Annotated in this window: 18 protein-coding genes; 6 read left to right on the forward strand and 12 right to left on the reverse strand. The window is 47.6% G+C overall.

The window, feature by feature from the left end:
- Positions 1–367 precede the first annotated feature (367 nt).
- Positions 368–595: a hypothetical protein gene (locus tag M3212_RS16320; protein WP_251195045.1), complete on the reverse strand. Its 228-nt coding sequence runs from the start codon at positions 593–595 to the stop codon at positions 368–370.
- A gap of 164 nt (positions 596–759) precedes the next feature.
- Here M3212_RS16320 and pdaB point away from each other — a divergent pair, with 164 nt between their 5' ends.
- Complete coding sequence (gene pdaB, locus M3212_RS16325; RefSeq protein ID WP_251195046.1) at positions 760–1521, forward strand: polysaccharide deacetylase family sporulation protein PdaB; 762 nt, start codon at positions 760–762, stop codon at positions 1519–1521.
- A gap of 62 nt (positions 1522–1583) precedes the next feature.
- On the opposite strand, the gene M3212_RS16330 is transcribed toward pdaB, so the two are convergent.
- Positions 1584–2177 (reverse strand): KinB-signaling pathway activation protein, encoded by a 594-nt coding sequence (locus M3212_RS16330; protein ID WP_251195047.1) that lies wholly within the window; start codon positions 2175–2177, stop codon positions 1584–1586.
- A gap of 143 nt (positions 2178–2320) precedes the next feature.
- Here M3212_RS16330 and gerD point away from each other — a divergent pair, with 143 nt between their 5' ends.
- On the forward strand, positions 2321–2980 hold the full coding sequence (gerD, locus tag M3212_RS16335; protein WP_251195048.1) for a spore germination lipoprotein GerD: 660 nt from the start codon (positions 2321–2323) through the stop codon (positions 2978–2980).
- 54 nt (positions 2981–3034) lie between these two features.
- Here gerD and M3212_RS16340 read toward each other — a convergent pair whose 3' ends face one another.
- The 3 genes from M3212_RS16340 to M3212_RS16350 all read right to left on the reverse strand — a co-directional run bounded on the left by M3212_RS16340 (position 3035) and on the right by M3212_RS16350 (position 5411).
- Complete coding sequence (locus M3212_RS16340) at positions 3035–4087, reverse strand: Mrp/NBP35 family ATP-binding protein (RefSeq protein ID WP_251195049.1); 1053 nt, start codon at positions 4085–4087, stop codon at positions 3035–3037.
- Positions 4088–4159: 72 nt separating this feature from the next.
- Positions 4160–4882 carry an N-acetylmuramoyl-L-alanine amidase CwlD gene (cwlD, locus tag M3212_RS16345; protein ID WP_251195116.1) on the reverse strand — a complete coding sequence of 241 codons (723 nt, stop codon included), beginning with the start codon at positions 4880–4882 and terminating at the stop codon, positions 4160–4162.
- A gap of 91 nt (positions 4883–4973) precedes the next feature.
- Positions 4974–5411: a YbaK family protein gene (locus M3212_RS16350; protein WP_251195050.1), complete on the reverse strand. Its 438-nt coding sequence runs from the start codon at positions 5409–5411 to the stop codon at positions 4974–4976.
- 227 nt (positions 5412–5638) lie between these two features.
- Here M3212_RS16350 and M3212_RS16355 point away from each other — a divergent pair, with 227 nt between their 5' ends.
- On the forward strand, positions 5639–6325 hold the full coding sequence (locus tag M3212_RS16355) for an N-acetylmuramoyl-L-alanine amidase family protein (protein ID WP_251195051.1): 687 nt from the start codon (positions 5639–5641) through the stop codon (positions 6323–6325).
- Positions 6326–6480: 155 nt separating this feature from the next.
- On the opposite strand, the gene M3212_RS16360 is transcribed toward M3212_RS16355, so the two are convergent.
- A complete protein-coding gene (locus tag M3212_RS16360; protein ID WP_251195052.1) occupies positions 6481–9357 on the reverse strand; it encodes an endo-1,4-beta-xylanase in 2877 nt (958 codons plus the stop codon).
- 393 nt (positions 9358–9750) lie between these two features.
- On the opposite strand from M3212_RS16360, the gene M3212_RS16365 reads away from it, so the two are divergent.
- The 3 genes from M3212_RS16365 to M3212_RS16375 are packed head-to-tail and all read left to right on the forward strand — an operon-like array spanning position 9751 to position 11581.
- On the forward strand, positions 9751–10980 hold the full coding sequence (locus M3212_RS16365) for a DNA polymerase IV (protein ID WP_285874575.1): 1230 nt from the start codon (positions 9751–9753) through the stop codon (positions 10978–10980).
- Entirely contained in the window at positions 10977–11315 is a 339-nt protein-coding gene (locus M3212_RS16370) for a YolD-like family protein (RefSeq protein ID WP_251195053.1), read from the forward strand. Before M3212_RS16365 ends, M3212_RS16370 begins: the two co-directional genes overlap by 4 nt.
- 5 nt (positions 11316–11320) lie before the next feature.
- On the forward strand, positions 11321–11581 hold the full coding sequence (locus M3212_RS16375) for a hypothetical protein (protein WP_251195054.1): 261 nt from the start codon (positions 11321–11323) through the stop codon (positions 11579–11581).
- A 213-nt stretch (positions 11582–11794) separates the two neighbouring features.
- Here the strand turns inward: M3212_RS16375 and rpsI are convergent, their stop codons facing one another.
- From rpsI to M3212_RS16405, 6 genes are all read right to left on the reverse strand, one after another.
- Complete coding sequence (gene rpsI / locus M3212_RS16380; protein WP_251195055.1) at positions 11795–12187, reverse strand: 30S ribosomal protein S9; 393 nt, start codon at positions 12185–12187, stop codon at positions 11795–11797.
- A gap of 20 nt (positions 12188–12207) precedes the next feature.
- Positions 12208–12645, reverse strand: a complete 438-nt coding sequence (rplM, locus tag M3212_RS16385) for a 50S ribosomal protein L13 (RefSeq protein ID WP_251195056.1) — start codon at positions 12643–12645, stop codon at positions 12208–12210.
- Between the two features lie 156 nt (positions 12646–12801).
- The gene (gene truA, locus M3212_RS16390; protein WP_251195057.1) at positions 12802–13593 is read right to left on the reverse strand and encodes a tRNA pseudouridine(38-40) synthase TruA; all 792 of its coding nucleotides are present in this window, start codon (positions 13591–13593) and stop codon (positions 12802–12804) included.
- Between the two features lie 24 nt (positions 13594–13617).
- Complete coding sequence (locus M3212_RS16395) at positions 13618–14418, reverse strand: energy-coupling factor transporter transmembrane component T family protein (protein ID WP_251195058.1); 801 nt, start codon at positions 14416–14418, stop codon at positions 13618–13620.
- Positions 14418–15278 (reverse strand): energy-coupling factor transporter ATPase, encoded by an 861-nt coding sequence (locus tag M3212_RS16400; RefSeq protein ID WP_251195059.1) that lies wholly within the window; start codon positions 15276–15278, stop codon positions 14418–14420. Before M3212_RS16400 ends, M3212_RS16395 begins: the two co-directional genes overlap by 1 nt.
- Entirely contained in the window at positions 15254–16090 is an 837-nt protein-coding gene (locus M3212_RS16405; RefSeq protein ID WP_251195060.1) for an energy-coupling factor transporter ATPase, read from the reverse strand. The genes M3212_RS16400 and M3212_RS16405 overlap by 25 nt, the downstream gene beginning before the upstream one ends.
- Between the last annotated feature and the right edge of the window lie 8 nt (positions 16091–16098).

Genomic DNA, 16098 nt, shown 5'->3' on the forward strand with positions numbered 1-16098 from the left:
CTGAGCCAGGATCAAACTCTCCATGAAAATGGTGAGCTGATTAAGCTCTTAATTTTTTTAAAACCGCTCCACTCTGCACTCAGCAATAGCCGAAGAAAACCACTTCGTCTCTTGCTTCCAAAACCTTGTGCAGGCTCCGCTGGCTTTTTTTGACGGTGACATTCGTCACCTTTTTTTCGCTTGGCTTTTGTTCAGTTTTCAAAGAACTCGCATCGCTCATTGGCGACTTTTCTAATATAACACAAAGATCAAAACAGGTCAACATAAAAATAAAATTATTTTCCCTTCGAAATGCTTGTCTCTTTGTGCGGTTCCAACAATATAGCACGTTTACTAATTAAGTGTCAATAACATTTATCCATATAAATTATTGCATTTTTTTCCTCGTACGCGGCAGGAGATATTTCACACTTTCCTTTGGTGTGACGAGCCTTTTATAAATACTAAACACAATTTGATACTTCTCCTCCATCGCCCGTTTCACAAGCTCATCAATTCGTGGGTCAGATAAATCCAATAAAATTTCTTCCATCTCTCTCTTTAGCATATATTCCACTTCTTGCACTTCTTTTTGATTTAATAAAAGACCTAACACCATTACCACCTCGACAATTGTGACTTTTCAACAGAACAGCTAGGATCGCTATTGGATCTTTTGCTGATATCTTCTAAATTATTTTCGATAGAGGCGCATTTTATTCATATCCTGTCCCCCTTTCTGCATACATTGATCATAAACAAGGAAGAGGAGGACAACCAATGAGATTTGTATGGGTAGTTCACGCCAAGCGGTTAAAGCAAGCATCCCTTATTGTGATCGCAGCCTTATTTACAGCGGGCTTGTTATATGTAGAACGCTCTCATATTATGGTTTTTTCTACTGAGGACGGGCCGCAAGCTTTTTATAAAGCAGAAACCGATGACCAGGTCATTGCGTTAACCTTTAACATCAGCTGGGGAGAAACCAGAGTAAAACCGATTCTCGACATTCTTGAACAGAAGCAGGTGGATCATGCTACCTTTTTCGTCTCGGCATCGTGGGCGGAAAAATACCCGGATTTAGTGAAAGAAATCAAAGATCGTGGGCACAGCATCGGCAGTCACGGTTATCAATACAAGGATTATACAAATTGGGATGATGAACAGGTCAGAAAAGATATCGTCCGCAGCGGAAATGTGCTGAATGAAATCATTGGCGAAAAGCCAACCTTGCTTAGACCCCCGAACGGAGCATTTGACAGACGTGTTTTAGATGTCGCAGAAGGACAGGGCTACAGCATCGTGCATTGGAGTATTGACTCCAAGGATTATCAAAATCCAGGCGTGGAGAAAATTGTTGAAACAGTCGTTCCGCATACCGAATCAGGAGATGTATTACTCTTTCACGCATCTGATTCTGTTAAACAAACCCATAAAGCTTTGCCGATCATTATCGACCAGCTTCGTGATAAAGGCTTCACCTTCAGCAGCATCGAAGACTTAATGGCAAACACGAAATCAACAAATGAAGAAATCCATTAAGCAATAAAAAAAGCGGAATCTCAAAGGGCAATTATTGCTCTCTGAAATTCCGCTTTTTGTTTTTATGATGTTGGCTGACCTGATAATCGGTGAAGGATCAATAACTGCCATGTATTTCCGACAATGAGCGGCGTAAAATAAAGCCAAAGCCACTTCGTATCATTTACCGTTAAAGCCGGAACCCATTCAATTGTTGTGACTACAACTATAAAGAATAAGGCCGGAATAAAGGCGCTTTGATTTGTGTCACGCGCTTTTAAGTAAGCAACCACTAAACCATAAACGAGCAGCAGGGCAGGAATGATCATATAACCAAACATCGTTTCTCCCGGCTCCGCAAAGGCGATATATCGAAAATAGAACAAATCAAACAACACGAAAGCAATAATTACAATTTGAACATAATTCCATAATTTGTGTGATTTAAACAGACCAAGACCGAAGCGATGAACCGTTAAATACGCAAAAAAGCCCATCTGGCTAATGAGCGAAAAAGCGGCACTCATCCCTAAAAGCCAAATCACACCGACAATCAAATTGGCCGCTCCCTCTGACACGTACATTTCATAGTCAAAGGCAAACCCAACGATGGCTCCGCTGACACTTCCAATGATGAGAGTGGTAAAAAATAAATAGACCACTTTTCGACTATTCACAAGCTTTTCCTCCAATGTACACTATTCCTTTCATGATTGTAACAAGCCCGCTTTAAAAATGCCAGTCGTTCAGCTACAAGCATGCATAAAATCCGTGGAAATGTCTCAAATTAATGACAAAAGAACGGAAAGGAGCCGCACGCATGAAAAGGATTATGTATGTTCTTTTAGGATGCCTGCTACTCCCCCTGGTCCTGACGAGTTGTGCAGCGGCTGAGAATGGCGGAAATAGCAGTCCTGATTATGAAAACACCAAAAAAATGATGGTGGATATGCTGAAAACAGATGAAGGAAAAGCAGCAATTCAGGAATTGTTGCAGGATGAAGAGTTGCGTCAGGAGCTTGTAATGGATAATGCATTTGTGAAGCAGGCCATCCAAGAGACGTTGACCTCTGAAGCGGGTAAGAAGTTTTGGCAGGAGACGATGAAAGATCCGGAATTCGCTAAAACATTTGCCGAGAGCATGCAAACGGAAAATGAAAAAATGCTAAAAGCACTAATGAAAGATCCGGAATACCAGGCAATGATGATGACGATTCTTCAGGACCCGGAAATGGAACGGGCCGTCCTGGAAACGTTAAAATCGAAGGAATACAGACAGCAAGTAATGAACATTATGTCTGAATCGTTTGAGAGTCCATACTTCACTGCAAAGGTAAATGAAATCCTGTCCAAGGTTGCCGAACAGCAAATGGAAAAGCAGGATCAAGGCGGTAACCAGCAGAATGAACAGCAAGGCGGAGGCAGTGGAGGCGGTCAGGAAAGCGGAGGCGGCGGAGCCTCTGGCGAAGAAAATTCTTGATAATCTTGCCAAGAGAGGTTCCCCTCTCTTGGTTTTTGATGTTATGAACGCTTCTTACGTTTTTTCGATAACCCGCTTTGCAATTTGCGTATAAATTTCACCAATCGGGTGGTCGGCCGGATAAACAGAAGGCGCAAAATCCTCTTTATCGATTTCCGGCTGTCCTAAAGGGATCTGGCCAAGCAAGTCTGTTTTCAGCTCCTCTTTCAGACGCTCGCCCCCGCCTTTGCCGAATACATATTCCTTTTCGCCGGTCAGCTTACTTTCAAAATACGCCATATTCTCGATGACGCCGATAATTTCATGGTTCGTCTTGATTGCCATCGACCCGGCCCGGGCTGCGACAAAAGCAGCCGTCGCGTGAGGCGTCGTCACCAAAATTTCCTTCGAATGCGGTAGCATCGTATGGATATCAAGCGCCACGTCACCTGTCCCTGGTGGCAAATCAAGAATCAGATAGTCCAGCTCTCCCCATTCGACCTCGCTAAAAAACTGGTTTAGCATTTTACCGAGCATTGGCCCCCGCCAAATGACAGGCGCATTATCCTCGACAAAGAAGCCCATGGAGATTACCTTAACGCCAAAACGTTCCACAGGATAAATGCGATCAGCAATTACCTGAGGGCGCGCCTCGATTCCCATCATATCCGGAACGCTGAAGCCATAAATGTCTGCATCAATAATGCCGACTCTTTTTCCCAGGCGGACAAGAGTCGTCGCTAAATTAACGGAAACGGTCGATTTTCCGACCCCGCCTTTTCCGCTCGTCACCGCGATAAATGTTGTCGTGTTATCAGGGGAGAGCAGCGGAGGCCCTTGAAAAGCAGCTCCTTTCAGTCCGCCAAGCTGCTTGATTTCCTCTTCCGTCAAATTGTCAAAACGCAGACCAACAGCCGACGCCCCCTCTCCTTTCAGGATGTTGACGATCTCCTGTTGAATCTGCATTTGTTCAGCCGTCCCGGTTTTCGCCAAAGCCACCTTTAAACTGACACGGCCATCTTCTTTAATGCTAACTTCCCGGACACCACCCGTTTCGACAATGCTTTTATTAAGGTCGCGATCTTTAACCCGCTGTAATGCTTCCATAACTGTTGATTCATTTATCAATACGGACACCTTCCTTTTTTCCAATATATGCTTAGTATAGCATACTCCCCTTTCGGATGAATCCGTTTGCACTCAGTTTTCCTGCTCCGGAACGTCCTCGTTCGTATAAAAGCGCATGATGCCCTGATAAATCGAGGCCGCCACCTTTTCCTGATATTCCTCGGTTTGCAGGAGCTCCGCCTCAGTCGGATTAGATAAAAAGCCTGCCTCCACAAGCAAGCCGGGGATTTCTGCATGTTTTAGCAAAAAGACATTATGAATCGGTTTCGCCTGCCTTGTTGTGTTTTCAAGGTTTCGCCGGATTTCATCCTGTACAAATTTGGCGACCGCCTCATTTTCAGGAATGGTCCGATTATAAAACGTCTGGGCTCCTCTCCATTTCGGGGATGGGATTGCATTCATGTGAAGGCTGATAAACAGATCCGCTTCCGACTCATTTATGATCTCCACCCTCCGCTTCAAATCCTCGACTTTCCGCTGTCGGATTTGCCTCGTATCCTCTCCGGCCAAATCACGGTCTTCCTCCCGCGTCATCAGCACGAGCGCGCCCGCTTCCTGGAGATAGTCACGCAGCTTTTCGCTAATAAGCAAGGTTACATCCTTTTCTTGCAGACCAGCGCGTGACACAGCACCACCGTCCACTCCTCCATGCCCCGGGTCAACGACAATCACTTTTCCTGATAAAGGAAGATTCCATGTTGACCAAGAGTCATTCGTGATAAATTGATATTGAATAATGAATAATAAACTCACGACTGCCACAGCAAAAGCGCAGCCCTTTATCCATTTTTTCAGATTCACTCCCATCCCTCCTTGTCCCTTCTGTTATATATATATTGGGACAAAGAATAGATTATGAAGTGATTTTGGCCTGAGGACGCTCTTCTTAATGAAGGCGCAGGCGGTATTGCCGCTCCGCTTCCTTAAAGCCGTGCGTCCACCATGTATCAACAAAGCTCTCCGTCGCAACCTTTAAGGAATCAAGCACATACTCATTATCGAGCAGCCAACCCTGTAGCAGGGTGAAGATGGCATGAGTCAGATCAATCATTTCCTCCGCGCAGCGCTGCTTCACTTCCTCAACGGTCTCACCGAGATAACCGAAGCGGCCATATTCCGCCCCGAGCAAATACGCATCAATCGCCATATCCATACAAGGGTCAACCAAAAATGGATGCGATAAGAAATAAAAGGGGACTACTGTTTTAAAATGAGTCTCGACTGAGGCTTTTATTTCCTTTAACGATAACTTCCGTAACAGGCTTCGTTCAAATTTCCACTGCTTCTCCCGACGTCTCTCTGCTAATGTTGTGACAACTGTCATGGCTTCTCCACTCCCATTGCTTTTTCTTTTTAGTATGAGGCGCGGAAAAGCGACACATGCAGTGGAAATGCTGTTGAAATTGTCCAAACAGCCCTCTGGTATTACTAAAAAGCAGTGAACTGGTTGCTGATTTGGAAGTATTTGTCCTTTTTTCAAGGGGTATTTTTGCGAAAAATGATCGATAATATAGTATCCATATTCTCACGATGACTAAAGGTGTTGATAGTATGAAAAAATGGCTTACTATGGTTTTTCTCCCTGTTCTTTTGCTGCTCTTCCTCTCTTCACCCATCCCGGCTGGCGCCGATCCTTCTATTATTGATTCATACGATGTCGTCATTGATGTCGGGCATGGAGGCGTTGATGGAGGGACATCGGCAAATGGTGTGTTGGAAAAGGATCTCAATTTGATCTTCGGACGGAAGCTGATGAAGGAGCTGCAGCAAAAATCATATCACGTTGGTATCACGAGATTAGACGATTATTCCTTAAGCGATGACAGTCCATTCCCCCATCTTCGCCGCCATCTGAGGGATTTAAGACAGAGAAAATTAATTGCGGATGCGCTCAAGCCGAAAGTATTTATCAGCCTGCATGTTAACTGGTCTAAACATAAACAGCGGAGAGGTCCTCTCATCATTTATCAGGTAAGTGGAAAAAGCTATCATCTCGCACGTATCGTTCAGGAGCACTTAAACAACTATTACAAAATCGATAAACATCCGCAAAGGGGCAATCCTTACTTTTTAATGAAGCACCTTGATATGCCCTCGATTATCGTCGAGTTAGGGTATATTAGCAACGGCGAGGATTTTCACGTATTAACAGATGAACAATCACAAAATGAAATCGTCTCCGTACTCGTTCATGCGATTGAGGAGTACCTCCTTCTTTACCCGGCAGAGGGGGCGTGAATATTTTTAATTCTCCCTCTACCCGGATTGCTCTTCCATTGAACAAAGAAAAAGCCCTTCTCCTTTCTGGAGAAGGGCTTGCGGCCTCTGGTAGGCGATTCAGCTAAAACAAAGCTGACGCTTTTTTACTGGCATTATTGTTATATGCTTGCGGATTAATCCCAAACAATATAGCATTCGCGAATCTGTCCGTTGCCCTTCGTGTCGACATAAACCTTATATGGGCCCACTTGATAGATGTCTTCCGCGTTGTTCCTGATCAGTACTTCTTCACTGAAAGTCTCCGTCAAACCATCAGAGTATACTTCCGTAACGGTGACTGTCAGCCTGTTCTGATTCCCATTAAGCCTCTCTACTGTAGCCCCCGGTGTCGCACTGTCAAGAGTGACGACCGGGAGAATGACCGCGCCAAGTAGTTCAGAGCCATCATAGGCAACGACAGCATAATTCGCCTCGGCATCAACATCACTGCCTGCAACGCTGATCAGTGCTTCGCCATTTACGAATGGTGAGGAGGCTACTGAAACGCCGTCCTTTTCCAACACCGCTGTGGAGCCATCAGGGACATCCGCCGTAACGGGGATACTGGCGTCACGCTCACTTACGAGATGCTTCACCGGGGCGAGGCTTATATCCACGCCCACATTTGTTACGTCCTCGTCTACATAGTCCGACACGTACTCATACAACTTAACACGGCTAACCGCTGCATAGTTCTCTAGTGGCTCCGTGCCGCCCTGGCCGACAAACCCGCTTTCGTTGCCGTGCAGCGCATACGTGTAATTGCTGGAACCCGTATGGAGAAATAGCGTTGTCTCCCCGGTATCAGGGTCTATCCCCGTGTGATACCACACCGCCCGATCCAATGCATGATCTCCGATAGTCGTATCTGTACGTAAAGGAGCTGTATCGTCGCTGCTCAAATCCCGCCACAGAATGGATGGAGCGACAAGACCGCCGTGAACGAGACTTAACATGGTATATCCAGTGTATCCGTTCTCGCTTGTGTATTGGCCCGGATCGGGACTCGTTCTTTCATTAAAAATAAATCTCATATTATCCTGGATCAGTTCCGGCGCTATAATCATGTCATCTTCTATCGTGACAGGCGTACCTGCAAGCCCGCGCTTGGCGGTTGTGACCCCACCGGTCGCCGGGACGGATGGTACATTCATATTCGTCAGTGCCAAACCTGAGTTGGCGGAGACAACAATATATGTCTTACCTGACTCAATCGTTTTGGCCAATCTCCAATAATTTTCCGCAGTATTGAAGTCTGTAATACGTGCTGGAGTAATCGGAGCCCAGTTCTGATCCCATAGAGACTTCTTCAACGTCAATGTTTTCAATTCATCATCGTCTATCTTACTTTCCGTATTAATAGTGAGCGTACCACTTGTATGTTTCGGTAATGGCTGGAATTCCTCACTATTGAGCATTGCCAGCTTACCGTCGTCCAGATGATAGAACGCCTGAATTAGTTTCGGTGCGGTTTCGCCGTCACTGAAGCGGATAGTAACGGATGAGCGGTAGCCCGTATCCGCATAGTTTTGGTCATTCCCCCATTCGGCGGTCATATGCCCAAAGTTTATCGTATACGTCGTCGATCTATGCGGCGATTCCTTCCAGGCTATTTTCACCGTCGCCACGGCTGGCTCCCCGGCGCTCACCGCACCATTTGCCGGATTCAGAGTCACGCTGACATCCACATCTTCATCTTGGTATTCATGTGCAAGGTTTGCGGCAGAGAAATCAATATTTGACACGTCCTTTGGCACGTTAACATCAAATTCAGTTTTGCCTCCAACATTGAAAACCTCACCGCCGAATTCAAATGACGTGAGCTCAGGCGGCAACTCATCAATTCCAAGATAGGCCTCCGGATTTACGATCGCCCAATAGGCTTCTTTTGGTTCACGGTTGGAGTCGAATGGCAGCGGGTAGCCCGAACTGCGCCAGCTGTTGTTATCAGACACGCCCCAGAATGTGACGCGTGCTATATCATCGGAGTACTTCTTGTACAGCGCGAACAGCTTGGCGTACATTACCGCCTGCTCCTTCAATTGCGCCTCGGTAGGAGGTTCGTCGGCCGATGTACCGTTGAGCTGTACATCAAGCTCGGTTATGCTGATCTCCACCCCGGTTTCACGATAGATCTTTAGCACTTCCTCTAAATTATCTATATTGAGTCTTGTGTTGTAATGCCCCTGTATTCCGATGCCCTCGATCAGTTTCCTGCCGTTTGCTTCAGGGTGTTCATCCGCGTATCTTTCATTGAGCTCCTTGACCATTGAGGCAATCGCGATTGCTTTATTGGGAAGCTCTTCGTCGTTAAAGTCATTGTAATACAGAGTGGCATCCGGGGCAGCCTCGCGCGCGAATAAGAAGGCATCATAGATATAATCCCAGCCATTTCCACCGTTGGCGTAAGCTTCAAACCACCGGGATGGACGTTCCATTGGATTAATGCCGGATCGAAGCGCGTTTCGCCAATCGGTCGGATTTTCCGGGTTATCCCTCATGGCTTCGTTAACAACGTCCCAGGCATCAAGCTTATAAGGACCCTGACTATAGTGCCCGGCGATTGTCGAAATGTACCTTTGCAGGCTGGCCCTTGCCTCGGTATAAGTCTGACCACTTGGCGGCCAACCAGCTGACTGATTATGCCACACCAGCGCGTGTCCTTTCGTATAGAAACCGTCCTCTTTGACTTGAGTTAACATACTGTCGGCAGATGTGAATGACGGATCGCCGGTTGCATCGCGCCATATGGAGTCCGGCTTCGTAGCGTTTTCTGGCGTCAGTGCGTTAAAGTGAAACTTCATAAAATCATACTTCTCTGCATTGGCATCGCTCAGGTCGTTCGGGCTTACCACATTACCGATAAGAAAATGGTCTTTGTACACTTCTTTCAGCGACACAACCTCTGCCGCTGAAGCATTGATGACCGGCATTGTGGTCGCGCTAAACGAGCTTAAGATAAAAACAAGTGCTAAAAAATACGCCCAACGGCCTCTGGCTTTTTTCTGCAAAATAAATCATTCCTCTCTCGCTTTCATTTCTTCTTTTTTCGTAATTCGCTATTTTGATGGTCATTGGATCATGCCACCCGTAATGGTAACGCTTTCATTTCTGGTGCTTATACGCCCTGATGTCCGTCAGCTACACTCCCATCCTGTTCTATTAGACATTAAAAGTTATATTTGACAGCAAAAGGTGGATCCCCTCTTTTTCCAAAAAGATTTTTTTATTAAAACATGAGCCCTTATGTTTCATTCACTTTGCAGTACTTTTTCAACCCCCACTCAAGCAAGGCTGTTAACGAACATACATTTGCCATTTATTAGCCATTGAATAACAAATAAGTATTCGCATATAATATGAACATAAAGCAAACACTTGTTCTTATTCAGGAGTGAATAATCATGAAAGTGATCTTTTTAGTTGATATGCAGTCATTTTACGCTTCGCTGGAAAAGGCTCGGGATCCGCGTTTAGATGATAAACCGGTCATCGTCGCCGGTGATCCTAAACGCCGATCTGGTGTTGTCTTAGCTGCTTGTCCTTTGGCGAAGAAGCGCGGTGTGAAAAACGCTTCAAGGCTGTGGGAAGCTTTACAGAAGTGCCCGGAGGCTGTTGTCGTACCGCCGCGGATGGAGGACTATGTTAAAGCGGCGACCGGGATCACCGCGATCTTAGAGACATTCACACCGCTGGTTGAACCTTATTCCATCGATGAACAATTTATGGATGTGACAGGGAGCCAAAAGCTATTCGGTTCGCCATATAAGATTGCCCGGATGGTTCAGACGGCAATTTGGGAAAAGTACCAAGTTCGAGCCAGGGTCGGAATCGGTGAAAATAAGGTCCTCGCTAAAATGGCCTGTGATAATTTTTCTAAAAAGAGTAAAGGCGGGGTCTTTTGGCTAAAAAAAGACGAACTTGAGGAACATCTGTGGCCGCTGCCCGTCGGTTCCATGTTCGGCGTTGGCTCACGCATGGAACAGCACTTACGTAACATGGCCATTCGGACGATTGGCCATTTGGCCGCCTGTCCGGTCGAGCGTCTTAAAAAGAGGTGGGGCATAAATGGTCATGTGCTTTGGATGACAGCGAACGGCATTGATTATTCACCAGTGTCCATTGGTTCCCATCAGGGCGAAAAGACGATCGGCCATGGCATGACACTCCCTTACGATTATACGACCCGGCGGGATATTCGGGTCGTGCTGCTGGAGCTTTGCGAGGAAGTTTGCAGCCGCGCACGCCGCTCACATGTCATGGGTCAAACCGTCTCATTAAGCGTGTCAGGAGGGAGCTATATGATACCGGCCGGCTTTCATCGACAGAAGACAATCGCCTCCGCTACAAATGTCACAATGGAGATGTACAGCTACATTTGCGAGCTGTTTGACAAGTTCTGGGATGGATTCCCGGTACGTCGATTAGCGGTATCGCTCGACAAATTGCAGTCGGATAAAGTCGTCCAACTGAGCTTGTTTGAGCAGGACAGAGACCGTCTCTTACAAATCGGTTCAGCTATGGACCGGATAAAGGGCCGCTACGGGCAAACGTCCATCATCCGCGCTTCCTCTTTACTCTCCCCGGGCCAGGCCCGCGAGCGCGCAGCTAAGATTGGGGGACACTACAAATGAGTGAGTATCTCAAGCGAAAAAACTTACTCTGGGAAGGAAGCAGATTCGTCCTTCCAGAGCAAAAAGCAGCCTATTTAGAGCATCAGGCCAATCAAAATAAGCTTCCTCCTCCACTGTTGGACGATCAGGCATTAATGGAAATCGGCATGATTGTGATGGATGCCCTCCAGCGGAAGCAGGAGGTGACCGTTGTCTATTGGGATGATGGCACTTATAAGGAGATTAACGGAGTGGTTGATCTGGTGGATCATCAGCTTCAGCATTTCAAGATAAGCACCGGGTCTGAGTACGAGTACATTCACATTAAGTATCTTAAAACAGTAGAAAGGGTGTAACTGTTATGGATCGGGTAACGGACATTGAGCGTAAAACTTTAACAATCATCAACAATATGTCTCAGCTGCACCGCATACCGACTATTGATGATTTGTGTCAAAAGACTGGCCGTGGCAAACAGCGGCTGCTCCCTGTCATCGAACAGCTCGCCCATGATCGCAAGGTTAAAATACTAAATGCCAAGCAAGTCATTATGCTCCCGCTCCCTCGCTGGTACGAAAGGGAGCTCGAAGAAAAAGCACGCCAAACGAACATCGACCTGTAGCTCCTGGTAATCAGAGAGGTATGTAAATCGCCCAAATTTGAATCCTGATTTACGCATGAAGCAGCTGCTCATGGCGATCACCATGCTTTGAGAAAGGCTGCTCTCCCTTTTAAAAAATAGCGTCCATTACGCATGCGACTTCACCCAATTGCAAGGCTGTATATAAAAACAAACCCCCAACCATAAGTTGGGGGTTTTGTGAAACGTAAAAACTTAACGCTTCGAGAACTGAGGTGCACGACGAGCTGCTTTAAGACCGTATTTCTTACGTTCTTTCATACGTGCATCACGAGTTAGGAAGCCAGCGCTTTTAAGCACTGGGCGGTTGTCAGGATCTACTTCAAGTAGCGCGCGTGCCACGCCATGACGGATGGCGCCCGCTTGTCCTGTGTAGCCTCCACCTTCAACGTTTACGTGAACGTCATATTGACCTTCAACGCCAGTTTCAACAAGTGGCTGCTTTACGATAAGCTTTAATGTTTCAAGATTGAAATATTCGTCCATTTCACGACCATTAATAACGATACGACCGTCACCTGGCAGTAGGCGTACACGAGCAACAGAGTGCTTGCGGCGACCTGTACCGTAATATTGTACTTGTGCCAAAATTAATACCCTCCTATCAATTAACCGCGAAGTTCGTAAACTTCTGGTTTCTGAGCTTGATGTTTGTGTTCGCTGCCTGCGTATACATGCAGTTTCATCCCTTGCGCGCGACCAAGAGTGTTCTTTGGAAGCATTCCTTTGATAGCAAGCTCAAGCATACGCTCCGGCTTGTTTGCACGCATATCGCCTGCTGTTGTCTTTTTCAGACCACCAGGGTGGTTTGAATGACGATAGTAGATCTTGTCATTTAATTTGTTACCTGTTAATTCGATTTTCTCAGCGTTAATGATGATCACGTGATCACCAGTATCAACGTGTGGTGTGAACGTAGGCTTGTGCTTACCGCGAAGGATAGAAGCTACTTCTGACGCAAGACGACCAAGCGTTTGACCTTCAGCGTCTACTACATACCACTTACGCTCAACTTCGTTTGGCTTTGCCATATATGTTGTACGCATGAATTTCCCTCCTAAAAAGAACCATTGCTTTCAATTTTATCAAATCAAGTTAACCATAGTCTCATGTAACATTCCGAAACCCGGGGCTAGTGGGTTTTTGAAATTACCATCTAACATCATATAACATTAAAAACCTATTGTCAACAATTTGTTACACTAGGCCTCGTTGTCATTTGACGATGTCCGGTTATGTTGAAAAATTGGCTGCTCATAGAAGACCCTCCAGAGAAACAAACCGTGTCCCGGCGCTGTTTTTCCGGCCGCCGCCCTGTTCCGCGCATCGCGAATGCGGACGATGTCCTCAGGCGCTCTTCTTCCCCCGCCGACTTCGAGCAGTGTTCCGACAATGATCCGCACCATATTATGGAGGAAACCGTCTCCGATTAAGTCAAAAACAATTTCATCACCTTGGCGATTGACCTCCAAGGTATGTAAGGTCCTCACCTTGCTTTTGACATCGGCGTTTGTCACACAAAAAGATGAGAAGTCATGGGTGCCAAGCAAATGCGCCGCACCAGCGCGAATCAAATCAAGGTCCATCTCATAGGGGACAAAAAAAGCAAGGTTGCGGCGAAAGACATCCCGCTCCTTCCGGTTCAGCACCCGGTAGCGATAATGCTTCCTGACCGAGTCATAGCGGGTATGGAAATCATCGGCTACACGGGCTGCTTCGACGATCCGGATATCGTTAGGCAGGCAGCCGTTCAGCGCCTGCGGCCAGCGTGCCGGGTCAATGGAGAGCGGCGTGTCGAAGTGAATCACCTGACCACGGGCGTGCACGCCGGTGTCTGTCCGTCCTGACGGATGGATCCGAATAAACTCTCCTTTATGAATAATCGAAAGAGCCCGCTCGATTTCCCCTTGAATCGTCCGCTGTTTTTCCTGAACTTGAAAGCCGTAAAAAGCACTGCCGTCGTATTCCACTAAAAGAGCGATTCTATTCAGCATGACGGTCACCTCCTCTCCTCGATATTATAGCAGCCGCAGTGCAAACACAGCGCCGCTCAGCCCAAGGCATAGAGCGACCGCCAAGGAATCGCGCCAGCGCCAGGCGAGCAGGCGGTATTTCGTCCGTCCTTCCCCGCCGCGATAGCCTCTGGCCTCCATCGCCAGCGCCAAGTCCTCCGCCCGCTTAAACGCGCTTATAAACAGCGGTACGAGCAGCGGAACAAACGCCATGACCCGCTGACGCAGCGGTCCGCTCGTAAAGTCAACGCCGCGCGCCATTTGCGCTTTCATGATCTTTTCCGTCTCCTGCATAAATGTTGGAATAAAGCGCAGCGCAATCGACATCATCAGAGCAAGCTCGTGGGCGGGCAGCTTGACTTTCTTTAACGGGCCGAGCAAATACTCCAATCCGTCCGTTAAATCAATTGGCTTCGTCGTCAACGTGAGCAGAGACGTAAAGACAATCAGAGTTAACAGCCGCAGCGCCATAAAAGCAGCCTGCCGTACACCGTGCTCATAGATGGAAAAGGGTCCTGCTGTCCAGAGCACCTCTCCTTCCCGCGTTAACAGGAGGTGAAAGAACACTGTAAACAGGACGAGCAGAAAAATCGGCTTCATTCCCCGATAAATAAAGGACAGGGGGACATTTGATAAAAAGATCAGGATAAGGGCAAAAGCAATGATCAATCCCCCGGCAAGCCAGTTATCGGCCAGAAAAATCATGATGACAAGAATCGCGACACTCACCAGTTTTGAACGGGGATCAAGCCGGTGAAGAACCGAGGTTACACCAACGTATTGACCAATGATAATATTTTGCAGCATCATTCGCCCTCCACAAGTCTCGCCACGTAATCAGCCGCTCTCTCAAGCTCATAATACTTAGGCGTGTCCGCCAGAGCAAAGCGTTGCTTGACTTGCTCAAGAAACCGGACCGGCGCTGGCAGCTCAAGTCCAATCTCACGCAACCTCTCCGCCTGCTCAAAAATGAGCTCACGGCCCCCCGCCATCTCGACCCTTCCCTCATGCAGAACAATAATCTGATCGGCATAACGGGCCGCATCCTCCATATGATGGGTCACAAGCACCGTCGTCGTCTGCTGCTGTTGATGATAGTCGACAAAGAGCTTCATGATCTGTTCATGGCCCTCAGGATCAAGGCTTGCCGCCGGCTCGTCCAATATGAGCACCTTCGGCCTTGACGCCAGCACCCCGGCAATCGCTACCCGCCGCATTTGTCCACCGCTCAGCTCAAACGGTGAGGCTGTTAAAATCTCCTCGCTTAAACCGACCTGGGGCAGCAGCTCCTTTGCCCGCTTCAACGCCCGTTCGGACGGTACGCCAAAGTTTATCGGACCGAAGCAGATATCTTTAGCGACTGTTTCCTCAAACAGCTGATGTTCAGGATATTGAAACACAAGGCCGACCTGCTGGCGCAACGACCTGATATCAATCTTTTTCTTTTCCGCTTTTAGCTCAAATGGTCCGATCTGCACCGTCCCTTTCGTTGGCCGGAGCAGTCCGTTAATATGCTGAATAAGCGTTGACTTCCCTGAACCGGTATGACCGATTACGGCTGTAAAAGAGCCTGAAGGTATTCTGATCGTGCAGTCATGAAGCGCCACCTTTTCAAAAGGAGTTCCTTCCATATAACGATGCTCTACTTCGTTGAAGACAATCTCCATAATTCAGTAATCAACTCCTCTTCCCGCAAACATGCCGTCTCAAAGGATAGACCGCGTTTCTCAAGCTGCCGCTGCATCTCTAACGCAAACGGGACCCGCAGGCCGGCCTGGCGGACAAGCTCGGCATTGGCAAAAACCTCTTCAGGGGGGCCTTCGGCAAGCTTCTTCCCTCCAGCAAGCAGCAGGAGCCTGCTGGCCAGCATAGCTTCTTCCATATCATGAGTAATGGAGATAATCGTCGAACCACGCTGATGAAGCATCGTCATCGTCGCCAGTACTTCTTTTTTGCCCAACGGGTCAAGCATCGAAGTCGCCTCATCAAATACGATGATCGCCGGCTCCATTGCCATAATCCCGGCAATCGCCACCCGCTGCTTCTGTCCGCCGGACAGACGGTGCGGCTCCATCTCTAAAAAGCGCTCAATTCCAATCAGAGCGGCATATTTCTCGATCCGGTTCTCCATTTCCTGGCGATCAAGTCCGATGTTTTCGAGACCGAAAGCCAAGTCATCACGAACCGTCGTCGCGACAAATTGATGGTCGGGGTTTTGAAATACCATTCCGACCTTCTGACGAATCGTCCAGATCGCATCTTCGTCGCGGGTCGACTGCCCCCCGACATACACTTCACCGCTCGTTGGCAGCAGCAGTCCATTGAGCAGGCGGCCAAAGGTCGACTTGCCAGAACCGTTGCGCCCGAGAACCGTCAGCCACTCACCGCGCTCTATCTTCATCGTCAGTCCATTCAGTGCAAAATGCTCGGTCTTTGGGTATTGATAGGAGACACCTGCTAAGCCAATCAATTCAGACATATGCCCCT

The sequence above is a fragment of the Halalkalibacter oceani genome (genome assembly GCF_023715705.1).
GTDB lineage: Bacteria > Bacillota > Bacilli > Bacillales > Bacillaceae_D > Halalkalibacter > Halalkalibacter oceani_A.